Here is a 21,122-nt window from a genome sequence, read left to right on the forward strand (position 1 = left end):
GCTTCCTCACGGAAAGCGGCATCATATTTCCTTCTGGGCGTGGTCATCTGAAGTGAAGCTCCCATCAAGCTGTCTCAGAAAACCATACGACCGCAGAGCGATGGGGATTAACCGGCGTTAAGTGAGAGAGCGTCGTAGTTGTTCACTTGAGGTGAGGGAGCGTTGGGCAGGTCAGGACTTGCTGCCCGTCAGCGCCAGCGTTCCGCCGAGGCCGATCATCATGACCCCGCCGGCAGCGCCGAGGGTGGAGATGCGCTTCGGTGAACGGGCGAACCAGTGCCGGGCGGTGCCGGCGGCCAGTGCCCAGATGCTGTCCAGGGCAAGCGCCATCACCAGGAAAACCGCGCCCAGGGACGCAAGCTGCAGCGGAATACTGCCGGCCCGGTAGTCAATGAACTGGGGCAGCACTGCCACGAAGAAAACGATCGACTTGGGGTTCGTGGCACCCACCACGAAGCCCTCCCGCAGCAGGCGCCAGGTGGACGACGGCGGTACCGGGCCACTCGCCGTCGTGCCTCCGCCCCGGTGCCGGATCGCCTGGATGCCGAGGTACACCAGGTAGGCCGCGCCGGCGAATTTGATGATCGTGAACAGCACGACCGACTGGGCCAGCACCACGCCGACCCCCAGTGCCACCGCGATGATCTGCGGCACCATCCCCAGGGCGTTGCCCAGCACGCTCAGGAGCCCGCCCTTGCGTCCGAGGGCAAGGGAACGGCCGATGACAAACAGCACGCTGGGGCCGGGGATGGCGATGAGGACCAGGGAGGCCAGGGCAAACGCCAGGAGATTGGTGATCGGAACCATGCCTGATGATAGTCCTGGCCTCCGCCGGGGGTCGATGCCTAGCTGTTGGCGGAAACCCGGGCGGTGTCCCCGGTGGTGACCACCGGCAGCGGTGAGGTCTCGTCCACGAGGTCGGCCCGGCGTCGTCCGTTCCCCTTTATCCAGAGCCGGTAGGCGAGGACAAGCAGTCCCAGCCACACGGCTCCCACGTACAGCGCCACGCGTGTGTCCTCGAAGGCGCCCAGGACGCCGATGACCAACGCCATGAAGGCGATGGTCAGGACGGACGCGGCCGGCCACCATGGGGAAGGGAATTCCGACGCCGGCAGGCCCTTCCGGGCGATCTCCCGTTTCATGGCCACGTGGGACGCCAGGATCATGACCCACACCCAGACGGTGGCGAATGTGGCGATCGAGGCGATCAGAATGAAGACGTCTTCGGGAATGACAGCGTTGAGGACTACGCCCACCAGGAGGATGCCGGCCATCATCACCACGGTCATCCAGGGGACGCCGTGGCGCGAGACCTTGCCGAACACTGCGGGCGCGTGGCCCTGGTTGGACAGGCCGAACAGGATGCGGCCTGCGCCGAAGATGTCGCTGTTAATGGCGGACAGGGCGGCAGTGATGACCACGGCGTTCAGGATGTGCGGTGCGGCCGGGATGCCGAGGCCGCTGAAAATCTGGACGAACGGGCTGCCGTTGGTGCCGATCTCGTTCCACGGGAAGAGGCTCATCAGGACGCCGAGGGTCAGGACATAGAACAGCAGGACGCGGACCGGAACGGTGTTCACGGCTTTGGGGATGACCTTCTTGGGGTCCGCGGCCTCGCCCGCAGTGATGCCGAGGGTCTCGATCCCGCCAAAGGCGAACATCACGACGGCGAACGAGGCCAGGAGCCCTTCGAAGCCGTTGGGGAAGAGGCCTCCGTGCTCGACGAGGTTGCCCAGGCCCGGCGCCACCGTGGAGCCGCCCGCCTGGAAGCCGAAAGCGATAATGGCTGCGCCGCCGGCGATCATGGCGATGATGGCCACCACCTTGATCAGCGAGAACCAGAACTCGAGCTCGCCGAAGACCTTCACACTGAGCAGGTTCAGTGCGGCCAGGAAGCAGATGATGGCCAGGATCCAGATCCAGCGGTCCACCTGGGGAAACCAGAAGCCCATGTAGATGCTGAAGGCCGTGACATCGGCGATGGCCACGATCGCCATTTCGAAAACGTACGTCCAGCCGGTCACAAACCCGGCCAGCGGTCCGAGGTAGCGGCTCGCGTACTGGCCGAAGGAGCCCGAGACAGGGTGGCGGACGGCCATCTCGCCGAGGGCCCGCATCACCATGAACACGGCCGCGCCGCCGATGATGTACGCGAGGAGGACGGCGGGTCCGGCCTTCTGGATGGCCGAGGCCGAGCCGTAGAACAGGCCGGTGCCGATGGCCGAGCCGAGGGCCATGAAGCGGATGTGCCGGACGTTCAGTCCCCGGTTCAGGACGCTTGCGACGGCGGCGCCCGGCCCGGGCCTTTCGGTGGGGCGGGCGTCCGGGCTGGCTGCTGTGGCTTGCCTGGTGGCGTCGTGCTGCATACAAATACCTTCTCGTCATTGGGAGGGGGATCGTTAACCAGCAGACCATTTTGGCGCCCGGCGTGATGAGCCTCACGGCAGCTTGGTGTCTTTCATTCCAGACTCACGTCGGCCGCTAGAGGGCTGGCCGGTGAGTTGGATCCGGAGGAAAATGGTTCCCGCAGGGCCATCCCGGACGTTGAGCCGGACCCTGAAGGGGAGGACAAGGTGGATGACTTCATTGCGTATCTCGATACGTCCCAGGTCCGGCCCGGCAAGCTGGATGAACTCAAGGCGGCCATGGCGGAACTTGCCGCATTCGTGGATCTGAACGAGCCCAGGATCATCGCCTACCGCGTGTATTTCTCGGCAGATGGAACCACGATGAGCGTCCTGCATTTCCATCCTGACCTGGCCTCCCTGGAATTCCACCTGGAAGTGGCAGGACCCAAGTTCCCGCCGATTGCCCCACTCATCAGGATGCAGACGATCGAAATATTCGGGCGCCCAACGGAGGAACTCGTGGCCCGGCTTCAAGAGAAAGCGAAGCTTCTGGGCACCGGGTCCGTCATTGTCCGCGACTGCCACGCCGGGTTCGCCCGCCTTCCGGGCCCCTGAACGGAGGGGCGCAAAGCAACTTCCGCCTATGTCAATTAACCTTGACTCCATGTCTGCTTTCTTTTACATTGGGAGTGTCAAGTTTCTTTTACACACCTCGTGTCGGCATGGGAGCGGAAATGTCCTTCGAAGAGAAGAGCGCGTGGATCATGGGCGTGGTGGCCGTGGGCTCCTACGGCGCCTACCTGGCCATCGTCCTTGGCCTGGCCGGAACCATGCCTCTTGTTGACGTCCCGTACGTTGCACCGCTGCTGTGGACTGTTGGGGCCTCCATTGCGGCGTCCATCGCCATGCACGCCCTGATCGGCATCTTCTCGCCGAAGGAAGCAGGCAAGAAGGACCAGCGGGACCGGCAGATCTACCGCTTCGGCGAGTACATCGGGCAGTCGTTTGTGGTGATCGGTGGAGTCGCGGCACTGCTGATGGCCATGGTCGAGGCGGACCATTTCTGGATCGCGAATGTCATCTACCTGGCGTTCGTCCTGTCGGCAATCCTCGGCTCCGTGGCCAAAATTATTGCCTACCGCAGGGGGTTCCAGCCGTGGTGAAGCCAACGCTCGTGACCAACTCAATCCGGCGCCTGCGGTTCGAACGCGGCGAGATGACCCAGGCCGAACTAGCCGAGCGTGTGGGCGTCACCCGCCAGACCGTCATTGCCATCGAACAGGGCCGGTATTCGCCGTCCCTGGAGATGGCCTTCCAGATCGCCCACGTGCTCAGCGTGCCGCTCGAGGACGTTTTCCAGTACCCGCAGCTTGAAGGAGACGCATCGTGAAAGCCATAGTGCAGGACGTTTACGGGAGCGCGGATACGCTCCAGTTGCGGGACATTCCGACGCCGGCGCCCGGCGACGGCGAGGTGCTCATCCGGGTCTGCGCTGCCGGCGTCGACCAGGGCGTGTGGCACCTCATGACCGGGATGCCTTACCTCGTCAGGCTGTTCGGCTTCGGGCTGAAGAAGCCCAAGGTGCCGGTCCGTGGCAGGGAAGTTGCCGGCGTTGTGGAGGCCGTAGGTGCGGAGGTGGCCCGGTTCCAGCCCGGCGATGAGGTGTTCGGCACCTGTGAGGGGTCGTTCGCGGAATTCGTCTGCGCCAAGGAGAAGCTCGTGGCGCGGAAGCCCGCAAACCTCACGTTTGAGGAAGCGGCAGCCGCGCCGATTTCCGCCGTGACGGCACTGCAGGCCGTCCGCGACGCCGGACAGGTCACTGCAGGCCAGAAAGTGCTGGTCATTGGTGCAGGCGGGGGAGTGGGGTCTTTTGCGGTCCAGCTGGCCAAGGCGTTCGGAGCAGAGGTCACCGGCGTGTGCAGCACCGGCAAGATGGACCTGGTCCGGTCGCTTGGCGCCGACCACGTCATCGACTACACCCGGGATGATTTTGCCACCGCCGGTGTGTTTTACGACGTCATCCTCGACACTGCCGGAAACCGGCCGCTGTCTGTCTCGCGGAAGGCACTCACGCCGCAGGGGACGCTGGTGATCGTGGGCGGTGAGGGCGGCGGCAAACTGACCGGCGGGTTTGAGCGGTCCATCGGTGCGCCCCTGGTCTCGCTGTTTTCCGGGCAGAAATTCAAGGGGCTTGTCTCAACCGAGAACTACCGGGATCTTGAGGCCCTGACTTCACTTATTGAGTCCGGAGCCGTGAAACCGGCCGTGGACAAGGCCTACCCGCTCGCGGAAGCCCCGGCCGCCGTCGCCTATCTGCATGAGGGGCGGGTGCGCGGCAAGGTGGTGGTGCGCATCTGACGCTTGCCCGCCCTGCTCCCGGCCCCAGCGCGAACGTACACTTGGGGCCCGTTTTCCGGCCCGAAAGTACAGTTGTGGCCCCCGTGGTCGCAGGTTATCCACATAGGCCACCTGCTGCGTCGTTTTACTCGGGTCCTCGCCGGATGATGTGAGCATGGAAAGCACAACGTCAGTTAATGCTGAAGACCGCGAAGCCCTACGGGCGATTGAAGTGTCGATCGCTCGGCTTCAGCCGATAGTCTCAGCGTACGAATTTGATCCACCTCCTTCCGCTTATGGCCCATATGTTGATGCCGTCGGCCGAAAAGCTGCAGAGTACTGGGTGCTCAGCGAACTTGCCCGCGTGGGGATACGGCTCGCTGCGCTCAAACGACGGCTCACTGCGCGTCGCGCCCAGGCGCTGGCGGATGCGGGGGAAACGCCTTCCGGGCGCTAGCCAGGACGGCGGAGTCAGACGTCCCCGCGGAGAGGCCACTACGGCGTGGCGGCCCGCGCTGCAGCCTCGATGGTGGCGCGGTGAGTTGCCCATTCTTCCGGGGTGCGCGGAGTCAGGTTGGGATCGCCGGGACGCTGCCCCGCGGTGCCGTCGATCATTTCGCGCAGGATGTCCGCATGGCCCAGGTGGTGGGCCCTTTCCGCAACCATGTGGACGAGGATCTGGTGCAGGGTGACGTGGCGCCGCGCCTCCGGCCACCACGGAACTACCCCGGCGGCGTCCAAGGGCAAAGCCCCGATAGTTGCGTCACTGTGCGCCCCGGCAAACAAATGCAGCTCAATGATGTCCGCACGGCTTTCGTCGGGCGTGACCCACAGGTCGGCGTCGGGGCTCGCGTCGTCGTCGAACCACGGGAGGTGCCGGCCGCTGGGGCGGCCAAAAACATCACCAAGGTAGCCGAGCTCCATACTCGCCACATGCTTGACCAGACCCAGCAGGTTGGTGCCTGTGGGTGTGAGCGGTCGGCGGACGTCGTACTCGCTCAGCCCATCCAGTTTGCCGAGGAGGTTATCCCGCCTGACGCGCAGATAGTGGTGCAGTGTCTCTTTTTCGTCCATAGCGGGCACTCTATCCAACTGCCCCACCGGTCAGTGCAAAGAGCCAGGCCCCGAAGCCGTAAGTCTGTCCCGCAGCCAGTGAAGGACCGCGTCACCTTGCTGTTGCTGGAAAGCCCGGAGGGTGGGGAGCCCCGGCGGTGGCGGTTGGCGGGCGGCATCGATGAAGTACGCGGCCAGGCCTGACAGGAATCCGTTGACGTTCTTAGAGTTGGCGGTCCGGAACACGTCGTGGGAATTCACCAGTGCATCCACATCGAAGGCAGGATCGAAGACGCGAACGTTCACGAGGACCGTGACGGCGTCCACCCACGGTGCGCCGACGGCAGCCCAGGGCCAGTCCACCAGGACGGCCCCGTCCGTGGTGATGAGGATGTTGTCTGCACGGACATCCGTGTGGGCCAATGAACTCCCGGCTACATCCCGCAGCCCTTGCTCCGCCAGCCTCTCGAGCGTGTCGAGGTTCCGGAGGATCCACGGATCGCAGGCCTCCGGCGGACTGCGCCTGATGCGGGTCCAGCCGCGAAACAGATCGGCGAGCTCTGACTCAAGTCTGGGCAGTTGACCCAGTTCCGGCAGTAGCGGCGTCCGGCAAATCTTCAGCAGGGCATCGAGGACAAGGTGAACCTCGACGGCGCGCCAGGGAAGGTGGGGATGCCTGCCTTTCACGTCGCTGAGCACCAGCGCGACCCAATCGCCGTCGTCGTAAGTTCCGATCAGGGCGGGTGCCGGCAACGTGGCCGGCAGCGCCGCCGCAACCGCGGCCTCCTTGCGGTGGATTCCGGGTGAGTGCTCGTTCAGTTGCGGACTGACGGCTTTGACGAAGGCGCGCTGCCCGGAAGCTGTGAGGACTCGGTCCGCAGTGCCCGGAGAAAAGCCTCCCTGCTGGCCCGTCGCCTCCATCACGGGTGCCCCGAGAATCTGTTCTATTCCTTCCCGAACATGGCCGGGCAGGTCAGTCCAGCTGATGCGCGGACTCCATTCGGGTTGCATGCACCCATTATTCCTTCGCGGTGGATGACCCACTTGTCCGCTGTCGGAGAAGGTAGTGCGGTCCCACTGGTTACCGTTCACGGCGGCCTGGCGGCACGCACCACGGGTCTACCTGCCCGGCCAATCCTGGGAACCATCAGTCCTGAGCTTCGTGGTCAAAGAGGGGTGGCGTTGGGGCGGTTCATCTGCGTATAGAATTCGGGTACGCAACCCCGGTATCAAACGTCGTGGCCTCCCAGGAAGCCTGCTGTTAGCCGCTTCAACGGGTTGACATCACACCTGTTGGGGGAACCTTGATTACCGCTCTGCAACGCGCCCTGCGCCAACGGCTTTCAGCGGCGATGGCTGCCGGCCTCGTCTTGGCAGTCGCCATGGCTGCCCTGCTGATTCCCTCGACGCCGGCACAAGCTGCACCGGCAGATGATGACCGGGTGAAGGCTACATATCTCATTGAGAGCGAATGGGTTCGCGTCAGGTTGGCTGCTCAAAGGGCATTGGACACCTATTCACCTGCGGTCATCCGGGAGTTCCTCCGTTACGAGCAGTACCTCGCGGCAGCCATGGACACTGAGGAACAGGTCGTCCTCCGTCTGACGGCCAATGCTGATTCTGCCAGCCTGGAAGCGCGGTCGCAGAGGCTTGCTGCCGAAAGCGCCCTGGCCCAGGCGGGCGATCCTCAGCACGCCACAGCCTCTGCGGCTTCCGCCCGGGCCGCAGCTGATGCCGCGCGGACGGCAGCGCAGAAGGCTGCCGAGGCGGTAGGCGACGCGGTAGCCGTAGAAAAGGCCGCCCGAACGGAGGATCGGTCGCGCCTCGGGGTTGAATGGGCGTTCCGCACGGCCGAAGCCAAGGCCGCCAACACGGCTGAAGACGCCCAGTTGGCGGCAGAGGCCCAAGCCAGGTTGGTCAACCCGGAACCTTATCCCGCCGAGCAGCAGATCATTGCCGACCGGCAACGGACGTATCAGTACCAGGCAAGGGGTGGAGCGCACGTCCGTTCATCCGCAGAAAGCATTCTCCTCGCTGACGATCCACTCCGTGTGCGCGAATTCCTGGTGGAGGGTGTCCTCGCAGCCGAGGAACTGGACAATAGGATCGCTGCCTACTGGCTGCTTGAAACAGGCGGTCCCGAGACCAGGGTTGGAGCAGACGTAGCCATTGACGGGACGAGGGAAATGCTCCGCGCCCTGGCAACGACAGACCAGTTCCGGTTCGCTGATCGCGACCGCGAAAAGTCAGCCCTGGTCTCAGGTCTTCAGGCAAGAATTTCCAGATCGACTGGCCAGGCTGCCCAGGCTGAGTCCGACGCCCTAGCCGCAGAAGCTGCTGCAGTCGACGCGGCCGCCCGTGCGGCGTCCGGAGTCGCCACGCCGCCAGTCAGCCAGCCCAAAGCGTTTAGCAATCAAGCCCCGGATGCCAGCCGGCTTGGCTTTGCGGGAGGAACCGTTTTGAACGCAGGGGTCGTCGAGGCAGGAGCCCTTCAGCAGGTTGCACCGGCTCTACCAGGCGAAATTGCCGGGATGACCGATGCCACACCCGCAGGACCAGCAGCAGTGGGGGGTAAACCGGCGTCTGGAACAACGGACGCCGGAAATCCGGCCAGTCAGGCGGAAAGCCCGCAGGCAGCCGAGACCCGGGCTGGCCAGGGCGGCCGGTCCGTGTGGATGGTCCTGCTTGTCCTTGGCGTGATTGTGCTGGGCGGCATCGGCGCCCTTGTCCTGCACCGCCGGAGAAGCCTGGCCTGACACGGAGCAGCCGACGGACCGCCGCGGCTGCATCAGAGTTGCGGGCCGGGGCAGGGATCTTGGCGCCCTCGGGCGAGGGTGTCCGGGATTAGAGACACGGCAGCGGTGAGCGGGTCCGCCGCAGTCACTCACGGGGTGCATCCTTAAGTACGGGATACCGGACACCACCGACCAAAGAGGACGTATGCCAGCCACTGCAGCCGCCGTAACCACCACCCAGGCCCCGGCCCATGCGGGGTCAAAGGCGACCTCCAAGGTCCCCGCCGCCGAAAACACGCTGCGCATCCTCAAACTGCTGGCCTCCAAACGCGGGCCGATGGCGGCGTCGAGCATTGCCACATCCCTCGGCCTACCCCGTTCCAGCGTCTACCACCTGCTCGCCGTGATGGAGGCAAGCGGCTTTGTCCTCCACCTGCACGAGGAGCAGCGCTACGGGTTGGGCATCAGTGCCTTTGAGCTCAGTTCCGCCTACTCGCGGCAGGAACCGCTGTCGCGCCTGGGCCGGCCGCTGCTGGCATCGCTGGTAGACGTCATCGGCGAAAGTGCACACCTGGCGGTGCTCCACGGCCGCGACGTGCTGTACATCGTGGAGGAGCGGGCCAAAAACCGCCCGTCCCTCGTGACCGACGTCGGCGTCCGCCTCCCCAGCCACCTCACCGCCAGCGGCCGCGCCATCCTCGCCTCGCTGCCCAAATCGCAGGTCCGCGCGCTGTACCCGAACGCCGCGGCCTTCACCGCCCGGCACGAGGTGGAGGGTGCCATCATGAAATACTCCGCACTCTCCTCGCACCTGGACCAGGTCAGGCAGCGCGGCTACGCCACGGAACACGGCGAGGTGACGCCCGGCTTCGGCTCGATCGCCGCCGCCGTCACCGACCACGTGGGATGGCCGACGGCGGCAGTCGCCGTCACGTTCCTCGAAGACAAACTGCCGGCGGACCAATGGCCGGCGCTCGCCGCCAGGGTGCAGAAAGTGGCGGACGAGCTCTCGGTCCGCATCCACGGGCGGCCAGCCAAGTAGCACCGGCCCGGACGCTCGTCGCAGTGGTCTGGAATCCCGGACAGCACCCTCGTGAAAGCCCTGTCCGGGCCCGCCCTCAGGGGCTTTAGTAGATACAGAACCTCTTCCCAACACCGCGAAAACTACACCCGCCCAAAACACGAAGGAGCCCCTCATGGCACCCGCCGATTTCACCACCGGTGCCCGCCCGGTCAAAGCAGCCCGCGGCACAGAGCTCACCGCCAAGAGCTGGCAGACGGAAGCCCCGCTGCGCATGCTCATGAACAACCTGGACCCCGAGGTGGCCGAACGCCCGGACGACCTGGTGGTCTACGGCGGCACCGGCCGCGCCGTCCGGTCCTGGGCCGCGTTCGACGCGATCACCCGCACCCTGGAAACGATGGAGAAGGACGAGACCCTGCTGGTCCAGTCCGGCAAGCCGGTGGGCGTGTTCCGCACGAACGAATGGGCCCCGCGCGTGCTCCTGGCCAACTCCAACCTGGTGGGCGACTGGGCCAACTGGCCCGAGTTCCGCCGGCTCGAGGCCGAGGGCCTGATGATGTACGGCCAGATGACCGCCGGGTCCTGGATCTACATCGGCACCCAGGGCATCCTGCAGGGCACTTTCGAGACCTTTGCCGCCGTCGGGCGCAAGCTCCAGGCTGAAGGCCGTATTGCAGCGGGCGACGGCGGACCCCTCGCCGGGACCCTGACCCTCACCGGCGGCTGCGGCGGCATGGGCGGCGCGCAGCCGCTGGCCGTGACCCTGAACGACGGCGCCTGCCTGATCGTGGACGTCGATGAGTCCCGCCTGCGCCGCCGCGTCGGAAAGCGTTACCTGGATGAGGTCGAAACCGATCTGGACACCGCGATCGCCAAGGTCCAGAAGGCCAAGGACGAGCGCCGCGGCTGGTCCGTGGGCTACGTGGGCAACGCCGCCGAGGTCTTCCCCGAACTCCTGCGCCGCCACAAGGCCGGTGAGCTGACCATCGACGTCGTCACGGACCAGACCTCCGCACACGACCCCCTGTCCTACCTGCCCGAGGGCATCACCGTGGACGAGTGGGCCGCCGAGGCCGCCGCGGATCCGGAAGGCTTCACCAAGAAGGCCCAGGCCTCCATGGCCCGGCACGTGCAGGCCATGGTGGAATTCCAGGACGCGGGCTCCGAAGTGTTCGACTACGGAAACTCCATCCGCGACGAGGCCCGCAAGGGCGGCTATAACCGCGCGTTCGAGTTCCCCGGCTTCGTCCCGGCGTACATCCGCCCGCTCTTCTGCGAGGGCCTTGGCCCGTTCCGCTGGGTGGCGCTGTCCGGTGACCCGGAAGACATCGCCGTCACGGATGCGGCCATCAAGGAGCTCTTCCCGGAGAACACGCACCTGCACAAGTGGCTTGACGCCGCCGCCGACCGCGTGGAGTTCGAGGGCCTGCCGGCGCGCATCTGCTGGCTGGGCTACGGCGAACGCGCCAAGGCCGGACTGCTGTTCAACCAGCTGGTCAAGGAAGGGAAGGTCAAGGCGCCCATCGTCATCGGCCGTGACCACCTCGACTCCGGCTCCGTGGCCTCCCCGTACCGCGAAACCGAGGCCATGGCCGATGGCTCCGACGCGATCGCCGACTGGCCGCTGCTCAACGCCCTGCTCAACACCGCCTCCGGCGCCACCTGGGTCTCGATCCACCACGGCGGCGGCGTCGGCATCGGCCGCTCCATCCACGCCGGCCAGGTCTCCGTCGCCGACGGAACGGACCTCGCGGCGGAAAAGCTGGAACGCCTCCTGACCAACGACCCCGGCATGGGCGTCATCCGCCACGTCGACGCCGGCTACGACCGCGCCGTCGAGGTCGCCAAAGAACGCGGCGTCCGCATCCCCATGAACGAAAGCAAGTAGGCCCATCATGACTCTTACAACCCACGAACCGCTCACCGTCACCCTCGGCTCCAGCGGCGTCACACCCGAGGACGTCGTCGCCGTCGCGCGCCACAACGCCAAAGTGACCATCTCCCAGGACGCATTGGCCACGGTTGCCAAGGTCCGCGCCCACATCGACGACCTCGCCCACAGTGAGACCCCTGCCTACGGAATCTCCACCGGCTTTGGCGCGCTGGCCAACCGGCACATCCCCACGGAGCTGCGCACCCAGCTGCAGAAGTCCCTCATCCGCAGCCACGCAGCCGGCATGGGCCCGGCCGTGGAACGCGAAGTGGTCCGCGGCATCATGTTCCTGCGCGCCAAGACCCTCGCCTCCGGCCGCACCGGCGTCCGCCCCGTGGTCCTGCAGACCATGGTGGACGTGCTCAACGCCGGCATCACGCCCGTGGTCCGCGAATTCGGCTCGCTTGGCTGCTCCGGCGACCTCGCCCCGCTGTCCCACTGCGCCCTGGTGCTGATGGGTGAGGGTGAAGCGGCCGGGCCCGACGGCGTGACGTACGGCGGGCAGGGAGAGCAGCCTGTCGCAGTGCTGCTCGCGGAGCACGGCATCGAGCCGGTGACCCTTGCCGAGAAGGAAGGGCTCGCGCTGGTCAACGGCACCGAAGGCATGCTGGGCATGCTCCTGATGGCCATCGCGGACCTCCGCAAACTGCTGACGACGGCGGACATCACCGCCGCGCTCAGCGTCGAGGCGCTGCTGGGCACCGACCAGGTGTTCCTGCCGGAGCTGCACGCCGCGCTCCGACCGCATCCCGGCCAGGCCGCGGCCGCGGACAACATGCTGCGCGTGCTGTCCAACTCCCCGATCGTGGCGTCCCACCGTGTGGGCGATTCCAAGGTCCAGGACGCCTACTCGCTGCGCTGCGCCCCCCAGGTTGCAGGCGCCGCCCGCGACACCGTGGACTACGCCGCCCTGGTGGCATCCCGTGAACTCGCCGCCGCGATCGACAACCCGGTGGTCCTGCCGGACGGACGGGTGAGCTCCAACGGCAATTTCCACGGCGCGCCCGTGGCCTACGTGCTGGATTTCCTGGCCATCGCTGTCGCCGACCTGAGTTCCATCGCCGAGCGCCGCACCGACAGGATGCTTGACCCCGCGCGGTCCCACGGCCTCCCGGCCTTCCTCGCCTCTGACCCGGGCGTCGATTCCGGCCTGATGATCGCCCAGTACACACAGGCAGGGCTGGTCTCGGACAACAAGCGGCTGGCCGTGCCGGCGTCAGTGGATTCGATTCCCAGCTCCGCCATGCAGGAAGACCACGTGTCCATGGGCTGGCACGCGGCCCGGAAGCTGCGCAAGGCCGTGGAGAACCTCCGCCGTGTCCTGGCTATTGAGCTCGTCACGAGCGCGCGGGCACTCGATATCCGGACGGAACTGTCCGGCGGCGAACTGGTTCCGGGACCTGCCGGGGCGGCCATCCTGGGCGTCCTGCGTGGCGTGGTTGAGGGTCCGGGCACGGACCGGTTCCTGTCCCCGGAACTCGAAGCGGCGGACCTGCTGGTCGCCTCCGGTGAGGTGATTTCAGCCGCCGAATCCGCCGTCGGGAATCTCGCCTGACAGGGAATATTGTTCAGTCCGGCTTAGCTTTTCGGGTCGATGTCGAAATATGTGGCGACACGTACATTTCGGGCCCGGGAAGTGTAGTAGAACTGAGGATGTAGTGAAAGTCACATCAAAGAGGCTGTGGCAGCAGAACGCATACAAAGGGGTAGTAGTTCACATGAAAGCACGTGGGGCAGTCCTAACGAGGCGAAATGCCCATTCGGCCACCATCTCCGACTGGGGAACACTCCGGCCCGGGGTTCGGGTGGAAATTCTCAAGCATGCGCATGTCATTGCGACGGGCGAAGTTGAGGAAGTGTCGCAGAGCGGGAACGTTCTGTGGCTGGTGCCGGCCGGTCCGACCGAAAAGCAGCTCTTCCTGAAGTCCGACGGAGTGCAAGTGCGCCGGAGCTAACCCCAACAGGTCCTGCACCAGAAAGTCCCCGCCGTTTGGCAGCCCCTGGAAACAAGGGCAGGCCAAAGGCGGGGACTTTCTGTCTTTAAGAGAATGCAGTGCTTGAGAACTACGCTGCGATGTTCTCGTAGGTCTCGCCGAACGGCACCGACTCGTCGAGGGCGACGGTGTAGCGGCCCGGGTGCAGGCGTGTGACCAGGATGCCGCAGGCTGCATCCTTTGCGGCGGTCTCGATCAGGGTGGCAACAGCGTTGTCCAGTCCTTCATGGACCTCATCCGCGCTGGAGAATTCCAGGTCGATGGAGGGGAATTCCGCGGCTTCATCGACCGGGGAAACGGCTGGGCGGCGTTCGAGGGTGGCGGTAGTCATGTGCTGGTCTTTCTGTGATTCGTGCCGGAGGGCACGGTACATTCTACCGGCGGGCCCTCCGAATGTCAGATGACTGGTGTTTATCACACCGGGATAGCGCTTTCCCCCGGGGACCATTGTGCCACAGTGTCCCTTGAACGTTCAAGAAAAAATCCGAAGCCTGTCCGCGGAACCGCACCATCAAGGCGCGGAGCCGCGGACAAGCCCCGGATTGGTCGGAGCAGCGCCCTCAGTTGGCTTTGACGGCCAACACCGGACAGTCAGCCTCCAGCAGGATGCGCTGGGACACGCTGCCCATGATCAGCTTTCCCACCGGCGTGCGGCGGCGCAGCCCGATCACAATGAGCTCGGCGTTGTGCTCCTCGGCGGCATCCAGGACCTCCGCTGCCGCGTCATGGCCTCGGACCGGCTGTTTGATGACATGTTTGATGCCCTGGGTGGCGAGGCGTTCCTCGATGCCCTGGATCTCAGGTTCCTGCGCATACCGGTTGTCCACCAGCGCATCGCCCTTGGACGAGTTGATCACCAGCAGGGTGGTGTCGGTCTTCCGGGCCTCGGCAATGGCCTGGGTCAGCGCCGCCTCGCCCTCCGGTGTGGGGACGTATCCCACCACGATCGTCATGGCTGTTCCTCTTTTCTGTATCTTGGTCTTTTGGCTTCGGGGGCGGATGCAGGGACTGGTTAGCCGTCCCCGTCCCCGTCGCCATCACCGGTGGCGTCGCCGCGTTGGCTGCCGTGGCTGACGCTGCCGCCGGCCTCCCTCGGTGCGGAAGCGCCGGAGCCAGTCGGGGGCATTCCGGCCGGCGCTGCGGCCGGCCGGTTCCGCCGGATCAGTTTGAACAGGAACGGCCAGAGCAGGATGAGCGCTATGAGGACGTAGACTCCGACGGCGATCGGCTCGCTCCACAGGCCGGCGGGGTCGCCGGCGCTGAGCTGCAGCGTCTTGCGAAGCTGGCCTTCGATCCTCGGCCCGAGGATCACGCCAAGGATGAGCGGAAGCACCGGAAGTCCGAAGCGGCGCATCATGAACCCGAGCGCACCCAATACCAGCAGGAGGACCAGATCGAATGCCTGCAGGTTCACGGAGTAGGCGCCGAGCGTGGCGAAGAACAGAATCCCCGCGTAGAGGTAGGGCCTGGGCAGTTGCAGGAGCTTGGCCCACAGCGGTGCCAGCGGCAGGTTGATGATCAGGAGCAGGAAGTTGCCGATGAAGAGGCTCGCGATCAGGGCCCACACCAGCGGCCCCTGGCTGGCGAACAGCTGCGGCCCCGGCTGGATGCCGTACGAGGTGAACGCCGCCAGCATCACGGCGGCGGTGGCGTTGGTGGGCAGGCCCAGGGCAAGGAGGGGCGTCATGGTGCCGGCGGCGGCAGCGTTGTTTGCTGCTTCCGGTCCGGCCACACCCTCAATGGCGCCGTGGCCGAACTCCTCGGGATGCTTGCTGAGGCGTTTCTCAGTCACATAGGAGAGGAACGTGGGAATCTCTGCCCCGCCGGCCGGAAGTGCGCCGAACGGGAATCCGAAAGCGGTCCCACGGAGCCAGGGCTTCCAGGACCGCTTCCAGTCCTGCTTGCCCATCCACGGACGGCCCACCGGAATGACCTGCAACGGGTTGCGGCGCAGGTGCGCGGCGACCCACAGCGCTTCGCCAACGGCGAAGATGGCCACCGCGACCACCACGATGTCCAGGCCGTCAGCCAGCAGGGGCTGGCCGAACGTGAGGCGTCGCTGGCCTGTCACGGAGTCGATGCCCACCAGGCCAATCGCAAGGCCGAGGCCCAATGAGGCAAAGCCCCTCAGCCGGGATGATCCAAGGACCGCGGTGACTGCCAGGAGGGCAAGCACCATGATGGCAAAGTAGCTGGGCGAGCCCAGGCTGACGGCGAACTTCACCACGATCGGAGCAAAGACTGCGAGCAGGGCGGTGCCGATGGTGCCGGCCACAAACGAGCCGATGGCCGCCGTCGCCAGTGCCTGGGCGGCCCTGCCGGCTTTCGCCATCTTGTTGCCTTCGATGGCGGTGACCACCGACGACGATTCACCCGGCGTATTAAGCAGGATGGAGGTGGTGGAGCCGCCGTACATGCCCCCGTAGTAGATGCCGGCGAACATGATGAAGGCGCTGGTGGGTTCCAGGACGTAGGTGACCGGGAGGAGCAGGGCAACTGTCATGGCCGGACCCAGGCCCGGGAGGACGCCGACGGCGGTGCCCAGGAGCACGCCGATGACGGCGTAGAGGAAATTCATGGGGGTCAGGGCGGTGGCGAAGCCGTCCATGAGGGAGGAGAAGACATCCATCAGAGAACCCCTTCCAGGAGGCCGGCAGGCAGCGGAATGCCGAGGCCCAGGTAGAAGCCGTAAAAGGTGAGCACGGACAGGGCCACGGAGATGATGCCGTCACGGATGTAGTGCCGGCTTCCCAGGGCCCATGCGCTGCCCCAGAAGAGGACAGTTCCGGAGATCACCCATCCTGCCCAGTCGATGAGCAGGATATTGGCGAGGAAGGCTCCCACCAGCGGCAGGACGGTCTTCCAGTCGGCGGGGTGCGTGAGGTCCACGTCCTCGCCGCCTTCGGCTTCGCCCTGTCCGCCGCGCAGGACGTTGATGGCAAGCAGCACAGCGCACACGATGAGCAGGCCGGCCACGAGATACGGCACGGTCTTCGGTCCCACCGGATCCGACTTGGAGTATGGGGTTACCAGGGCAATGGCGTCCACTAGGACCAGGACGCCCACCGCCCCGAGCAGGAGGGCTACCCCCAGCTCGGAGCGGCCTTTGAGCCGTGAGGCCAAAGTTGGTGAAGAGCTCACGTCAGGCCAAGCTTCGTGAGGACGTCCGCCACCCGCTTGTCCTGCTCGCTCAGGAAGGTTTTGAACTTGTCACCGGTGATGAACGCGTCCGACCAGCTGTGGGTCTTCAGGGCTTCCTTCCAGGCGTCGGTGCCGTGCATCTTTTCGAGGGCGGCGATCAGCTTGGCCTTGTCGGCATCGCTGATGCCCGGAGGGGCCACAATGCCGCGCCAGTTGGTGAACACCAGGTCGATGCCGGATTCCTTCAGCGTCGGGGCGTCCACGCCGTCGAGCCGCTTTTCGCCACTGGTGGCCAGGACGCGGACCTCGCCGGACTGGATCTGCTGGAGGTACTCGCCGGCGCCGGAGGCTGCGAAGCCCACCTTGTTGCCGAGGATGGCCGGCAGGAGGTCCCCGCCGCCGTCGTAGGACACGAAGTTCACCTTGGTGGCATCGATTCCGACGGCTCCGGCGAGCTGCATGGGCAGCAGGTGGTCCGGGCCGCCGGGCGAGGATCCGCCGCCCACGCTGATGGAGCCGGGGTTTGCCTTCCACGCGGTCACCAGATCATTGATGGTCTTGTACGGTGAGTCCTTGTTGACCATGATGGCGCCGGGCTCTTCGATGAGCTTGGCCAGAGGCGTGGTGTCGGTCAGCTTGGACTCGGACTTGTTGGTGTAGCTGGCGCCCACCACCCCAAGGCCCATGAGCATGGTGAGGTCGCCGTTGCCCTTTTCATTGACGATGCGGGCCAGGCCCACGGTGCCGCCGGCACCGGCCAGGTTGAAGACTTCGGTGTTGGTGGCGACCTTCTCGTCGTCGAGAACCTTCGCCGCAACGCGGGCGGTGGTGTCGTAACCGCCGCCGGGGGTGTTGGGCACCATGATCTGCAGCCCGGTCACGGGGCCTGCAGCGGCGCCGGAAGTGGTGGTGTCTGTGGAGCTCTTGCCGGTGGCACCGCAGCCGGTGGCCATCAGGGCGATGCCGGCGGCGACGGCGGCAATACGCAATGCGCGGATCTGGCGCATGGTGTTCCTCTTCTCATCAAAACTGATCAGCAGGGCTGACTTGTAATTCCGATGCTAGGCCTGGGCGTGACCGGCATCACTCTTGTGTACTCAGAGAAAGTTAAGTTCATTGCGTTCACGTTTCCGGCATGCCACCGGCACTCTGCCGCAGGCATTGTTCAGGTAGCCTGACGTGCAGGGGCCAGCCATTCAGGAGAAAGAACCACTGTGACTCGACGAAGAGGAATGTCCCTTGCGGGGCAGTACCTGGTTCTGCAGTTGCTGATCGTCCTCGCGGTCCTGGTTGCCGTGGTGGCCATTTCGCTGGCGCAATCGGCCGCGGCCTTCGAACGGACCGAGGGCCGGCGGGCGCTGTCCGCCGCCGAAGCGCTCGGCGCCAACCCCACAGTCCGCGAACTGCTCCCCGCGGCGGAACCGCGGGGCGGATCAGCCCTTCCCGCTGTTGCGGAGTCGGTGCGTACTGTCTCCGGATCCTCGAACGTGGCGCTCGCGAAGCTGGACCGCACAGTCGTCGCATCGTCCGATCCCGGCCTCCTGGGCCAGCAGTTGGAACTCGGCCCTAGCCGGGTGCTGGAAGGCCGGGCGTGGACCGGCGTGGTGGGCGGCAATGGTACGCAGGCCCTGTCCGCCCACGTCCCGGTCCTTGACGATGCCGGGAAAATAATCGGCATCGCGTCCATCAGCCGCGACTATCCGTCCACCCTGGAGCGGCTGGGGGACGCCGTGCCCAACCTCCTCACGTACCTGGGGGTGGCCAGCGTGCTGGGCGTTGCAGGGTCACTGCTGCTGTCCCGCCGTGTGAAACGGCAGACCCTGGGCATGGAACCGAGCGAAATCACGGGGCTGGTGGAAAACCGCGAGGCCATGCTCCACGGCCTGAAGGAAGGCGTGGTGGCGCTGGACCCGCACGAGCGCATCACCGTCGCCAATGACAGCGCCCGCGCGCTCCTCGGCCTTCCCGCCGACTGCGTGGGCAAAAGGCTTGCCAGCCTCGCCGTGGAGCCCGCACTGAAGGAAGTCCTCACCCGCGAGCAGCCGGGGCCGGACCGGCTGGTGCTCGTCGGTGACAGGCTGGTGGTGCTGAACCGGGTGCCCATCCAGTCGCGCGGCCGGGACATCGGATCCGTCACCACGCTGCGTGACCGTACCGAACTGTCCTCGCTCGAGCAGGAACTTGGCGCCACGCGCACGGCAACCGACACCCTCCGCGCCCAGGCCCACGAGTTCGCCAACCAGTTGCACGTGATCTCCGGCCTGATCCAAATCGGTGAATATGATTCGGTGGTGCAGTTCGTCAATGGTGCCACCCTGGACCGGACCCGGCTCAACGACGAAGTCACCAGCCGCATCCAGGATCCGGCGCTCGCCGCCCTCCTGATTGCCAAGTCCAGCCTGGCCACCGAGCGCGGCGTGACGCTGCAGCTTGACCCCGCGTCCGGGCTGGCCAGGGTCGATGATGAGCTCTCACGCGACCTCACCACTGTCGTCGGGAACCTGGTGGACAACGCGTTCGACGCCGTCACCGGGCTTCCGGAGGCAACCGTCACTGTGCTGGTGGAGGACACGGCCAACGGCGTCACGCTTACGGTCCGCGATACCGGCCCCGGCGTGCCCGGCCGGGATATGGGCGAGATCTTCCGGCAGGGCTTCACCACCAAGGCACCGGGCCCGGGCGGCAGCCGCGGCTTCGGCCTGGCGCTCTCGCGGGTAGTCTGCCGGCGCAGCGGCGGCGACCTCACGGTGGCTAACGACAATGGGGCAGTTTTCACCGCACGCCTGTTGCGGGCGCACCCGGAAGGAACACAGCCATGATCAATGTCCTGATCGTCGATGACGACTTTATGGTGGCCAAGGTCCACGCGGGGTTCATCCAGCGCACGCCCGGGTTCGCCGTCGTCGGAGTCGCCCACACCGGTGCGCAGGCGGTGGCCGAAACCGGGCGCCTGATGCCGGACCTGGTCCTGCTGGACATCCACCTGCCGGACATCAACGGCCTGGACCTGATGCACCAGCTGCGCGAGGTGGCCCCGGAGCTGGACGTGCTGGTGATCAGCGCCGCCCGTGAGGTGGATACCGTGCGCAAAGCCCTCCGCGGCGGGATTGTCCACTACCTCATCAAGCCTTTTTCACAGTCGGACCTGCAGGAACGGCTGGAGCACTACCGCAGCGCCTATCACGGCCTGGACGCCTCCAAAAATGTGGCGGAGCAGTCGGACGTCAACAAAGTCTTCGGCCTGGACCGGACCGACCGGCCCCTTCCCAAGGGCTGCAGCATCGAAACGCTCAAGCTCGTGGAGGCGGCCCTGAAAGAGGCCGACGGCGACCTGTCCGCCAACGAAGTCGCGGTCCAGCTGGGCACGTCCCGGGTCAGTGCCCGCAGGTACCTGGAGTACCTCCACGACGAAGGCGTGCTGGACGTCCGGCTCAAGTACGGCGTCGGCCGGCCCGAGCGGCGGTACGTGCTGAAGGCGTAGGTGCGCCGTCAGCGCAGCAACGTGTTGACCAGCCGGGCGGCCACCTTGGCGGTCCGGCCGTCAATGTCGAATCCCGGGTTCAGTTCGGCCACGTCCAGATGCAGGAGCTTCCCGCTGTCGGCCGCCTGCCGGCACACCGCACTGATCACCGGCAACGGAACGCCAAAGGCGGCGGGCGCGCTCACGCCGGGAGCCGTCGACGCCGGCAGCACGTCAAGGTCGATGGTCAGGTACAGCACGTCCACGCCTTCCAGGAACTGCGCAACGAACGCCTGCGCACGCTCTGCGGTGCAGTCCTCATCCAGCAGGTACTGCACGCCCAGCCGTTCTGCCGTGCCGAAGAGTGCCCGGGTGTTGTTCGGCTCGGAAATCCCGACGACGGCGTACCGGAAGTCGCGCCCAGCGGCAGCTTCCGCCTGGGCCATCTGGAGGAACGGTGTGCCGGAGCTGGGGCGCGGCTCGTCGCGGAGGTCGAAGTGGGCGTCCAGGTTCAGGATGCCCAGCCGCAGGCCGCCGCGCACGGCCTCGGAGCCGGCCACCCCCAGGTAGCTGGCATAGGCGGTCTCGTGTCCGCCGCCCAGCACCACGGTGAGCCTGCCGGCGTCGATCATGGCGGCAATGGCCTGCCCGGCACGGGCCTGTCCGGCCTCCATGTTGCCGTCCGAAACGACGATGTCCCCGGCGTCTGACACGGCGCGGTCCAGATGGAAGGCCAGCGGCCCCAGGGCCGCGCGGATCGCCGCGGGGGCAAGGGCAGCGCCGGTCCGTCCCTTGTTGCGGCGCACGCCTTCGTCGCTGGCGAACCCGAGGACGACGGCGGGGCGGGGCGGGGCGTCAGTCGCGGAACCGGATGGCGCAGCGGCGGTCTGGCCTGGGGCGTAGGGCGACACCGCCTGCCACCAGCGCCGGTGCTCGCCGCCGTCGCCGTCGAACCGTCCCGTCCAGGGCTGCGGGGGGACATCAACGGTGAGTGCGGGGAGGACCATGATTCAAGCTCACCGCATGCCTGCACCGAAAGCGAGCCGGACCGCCGTCCTGATGTCTGTAATTCCGGATTTCAGGCGGGCCGGAGCGCC

22 protein-coding genes are annotated in these 21,122 nt (G+C 66.1%); 12 read left to right on the forward strand and 10 right to left on the reverse strand.

Features of this window, described 5'->3' with window-relative positions; all coding sequences use genetic code 11:
* Window positions 1-171 precede the first annotated feature (171 nt).
* Both J2X42_RS20550 and J2X42_RS20555 read right to left on the reverse strand, forming a co-directional pair.
* Window positions 172-807 carry a LysE family translocator gene (locus J2X42_RS20550; RefSeq protein ID WP_310167780.1) on the reverse strand — a complete coding sequence of 212 codons (636 nt, stop codon included), beginning with the start codon at window positions 805-807 and terminating at the stop codon, window positions 172-174.
* A 38-nt stretch (window positions 808-845) separates the two neighbouring features.
* Entirely contained in the window at window positions 846-2,366 is a 1,521-nt protein-coding gene (locus J2X42_RS20555) for an amino acid permease (RefSeq protein WP_310167781.1), read from the reverse strand.
* Window positions 2,367-2,573: 207 nt separating this feature from the next.
* On the opposite strand from J2X42_RS20555, the gene J2X42_RS20560 reads away from it, so the two are divergent.
* The 5 genes from J2X42_RS20560 (at window position 2,574) to J2X42_RS20580 (ending at window position 5,142) form a co-directional block, all read left to right on the forward strand.
* Window positions 2,574-2,963, forward strand: coding sequence for a hypothetical protein (locus tag J2X42_RS20560; protein ID WP_310167782.1), 390 nt, complete (start codon window positions 2,574-2,576; stop codon window positions 2,961-2,963).
* A gap of 119 nt (window positions 2,964-3,082) precedes the next feature.
* Window positions 3,083-3,511 (forward strand): hypothetical protein, encoded by a 429-nt coding sequence (locus tag J2X42_RS20565; RefSeq protein ID WP_310167783.1) that lies wholly within the window; start codon window positions 3,083-3,085, stop codon window positions 3,509-3,511.
* A complete protein-coding gene (locus J2X42_RS20570; protein ID WP_310167785.1) occupies window positions 3,505-3,738 on the forward strand; it encodes a helix-turn-helix transcriptional regulator in 234 nt (77 codons plus the stop codon). Before J2X42_RS20565 ends, J2X42_RS20570 begins: the two co-directional genes overlap by 7 nt.
* On the forward strand, window positions 3,735-4,706 hold the full coding sequence (locus tag J2X42_RS20575) for an NAD(P)-dependent alcohol dehydrogenase (protein WP_310167787.1): 972 nt from the start codon (window positions 3,735-3,737) through the stop codon (window positions 4,704-4,706). The genes J2X42_RS20570 and J2X42_RS20575 overlap by 4 nt, the downstream gene beginning before the upstream one ends.
* Before the next feature lie 154 nt (window positions 4,707-4,860).
* Window positions 4,861-5,142 (forward strand): hypothetical protein, encoded by a 282-nt coding sequence (locus tag J2X42_RS20580; RefSeq protein ID WP_310167788.1) that lies wholly within the window; start codon window positions 4,861-4,863, stop codon window positions 5,140-5,142.
* Window positions 5,143-5,180: 38 nt separating this feature from the next.
* On the opposite strand, the gene J2X42_RS20585 is transcribed toward J2X42_RS20580, so the two are convergent.
* Window positions 5,181-5,759, reverse strand: a complete 579-nt coding sequence (locus J2X42_RS20585; protein WP_310167789.1) for a DinB family protein — start codon at window positions 5,757-5,759, stop codon at window positions 5,181-5,183.
* 30 nt (window positions 5,760-5,789) lie between these two features.
* Window positions 5,790-6,749, reverse strand: coding sequence for a phosphotransferase (locus J2X42_RS20590; protein WP_310167790.1), 960 nt, complete (start codon window positions 6,747-6,749; stop codon window positions 5,790-5,792).
* A 293-nt stretch (window positions 6,750-7,042) separates the two neighbouring features.
* Between J2X42_RS20590 and J2X42_RS20595 the strand changes: the two genes are divergently transcribed.
* The 5 genes from J2X42_RS20595 to J2X42_RS20615 all read left to right on the forward strand — a co-directional run bounded on the left by J2X42_RS20595 (window position 7,043) and on the right by J2X42_RS20615 (window position 13,385).
* Window positions 7,043-8,494 (forward strand): hypothetical protein, encoded by a 1,452-nt coding sequence (locus J2X42_RS20595; protein WP_310167791.1) that lies wholly within the window; start codon window positions 7,043-7,045, stop codon window positions 8,492-8,494.
* A gap of 184 nt (window positions 8,495-8,678) precedes the next feature.
* Entirely contained in the window at window positions 8,679-9,515 is an 837-nt protein-coding gene (locus J2X42_RS20600) for an IclR family transcriptional regulator (RefSeq protein WP_310167792.1), read from the forward strand.
* Window positions 9,516-9,669: 154 nt separating this feature from the next.
* Window positions 9,670-11,385, forward strand: coding sequence for a urocanate hydratase (locus tag J2X42_RS20605; RefSeq protein ID WP_310167793.1), 1,716 nt, complete (start codon window positions 9,670-9,672; stop codon window positions 11,383-11,385).
* 7 nt (window positions 11,386-11,392) lie between these two features.
* Window positions 11,393-12,985 (forward strand): histidine ammonia-lyase, encoded by a 1,593-nt coding sequence (hutH, locus tag J2X42_RS20610; RefSeq protein ID WP_310167795.1) that lies wholly within the window; start codon window positions 11,393-11,395, stop codon window positions 12,983-12,985.
* A 163-nt stretch (window positions 12,986-13,148) separates the two neighbouring features.
* Window positions 13,149-13,385 (forward strand): hypothetical protein, encoded by a 237-nt coding sequence (locus J2X42_RS20615; RefSeq protein ID WP_131133620.1) that lies wholly within the window; start codon window positions 13,149-13,151, stop codon window positions 13,383-13,385.
* A 109-nt stretch (window positions 13,386-13,494) separates the two neighbouring features.
* Here J2X42_RS20615 and J2X42_RS20620 read toward each other — a convergent pair whose 3' ends face one another.
* From J2X42_RS20620 to J2X42_RS20640, 5 genes are all read right to left on the reverse strand, one after another.
* Entirely contained in the window at window positions 13,495-13,755 is a 261-nt protein-coding gene (locus tag J2X42_RS20620) for a hypothetical protein (protein ID WP_310167796.1), read from the reverse strand.
* A 229-nt stretch (window positions 13,756-13,984) separates the two neighbouring features.
* On the reverse strand, window positions 13,985-14,377 hold the full coding sequence (locus J2X42_RS20625) for a universal stress protein (protein ID WP_310167797.1): 393 nt from the start codon (window positions 14,375-14,377) through the stop codon (window positions 13,985-13,987).
* A 59-nt stretch (window positions 14,378-14,436) separates the two neighbouring features.
* Complete coding sequence (locus tag J2X42_RS20630; RefSeq protein WP_310167798.1) at window positions 14,437-16,053, reverse strand: tripartite tricarboxylate transporter permease; 1,617 nt, start codon at window positions 16,051-16,053, stop codon at window positions 14,437-14,439.
* Window positions 16,053-16,565, reverse strand: a complete 513-nt coding sequence (locus J2X42_RS20635; RefSeq protein ID WP_310167800.1) for a tripartite tricarboxylate transporter TctB family protein — start codon at window positions 16,563-16,565, stop codon at window positions 16,053-16,055. Before J2X42_RS20635 ends, J2X42_RS20630 begins: the two co-directional genes overlap by 1 nt.
* Window positions 16,562-17,572, reverse strand: a complete 1,011-nt coding sequence (locus J2X42_RS20640; protein ID WP_310167801.1) for a tripartite tricarboxylate transporter substrate-binding protein — start codon at window positions 17,570-17,572, stop codon at window positions 16,562-16,564. The genes J2X42_RS20635 and J2X42_RS20640 overlap by 4 nt, the downstream gene beginning before the upstream one ends.
* A 225-nt stretch (window positions 17,573-17,797) precedes the next feature.
* Between J2X42_RS20640 and J2X42_RS20645 the strand changes: the two genes are divergently transcribed.
* A complete protein-coding gene (locus J2X42_RS20645; protein ID WP_310167891.1) occupies window positions 17,798-19,384 on the forward strand; it encodes a sensor histidine kinase in 1,587 nt (528 codons plus the stop codon).
* A complete protein-coding gene (locus J2X42_RS20650; RefSeq protein WP_310167804.1) occupies window positions 19,381-20,046 on the forward strand; it encodes a response regulator in 666 nt (221 codons plus the stop codon). Before J2X42_RS20645 ends, J2X42_RS20650 begins: the two co-directional genes overlap by 4 nt.
* 8 nt (window positions 20,047-20,054) lie before the next feature.
* On the opposite strand, the gene hutG is transcribed toward J2X42_RS20650, so the two are convergent.
* The gene (gene hutG, locus J2X42_RS20655) at window positions 20,055-21,032 is read right to left on the reverse strand and encodes a formimidoylglutamase (RefSeq protein WP_310167805.1); all 978 of its coding nucleotides are present in this window, start codon (window positions 21,030-21,032) and stop codon (window positions 20,055-20,057) included.
* Window positions 21,033-21,122: the final 90 nt, after the last annotated feature.

Origin of the sequence: Arthrobacter sp. BE255 (assembly GCF_031457335.1) — a bacterium.
Classification (GTDB): Bacteria; Actinomycetota; Actinomycetes; order Actinomycetales; family Micrococcaceae; genus Arthrobacter.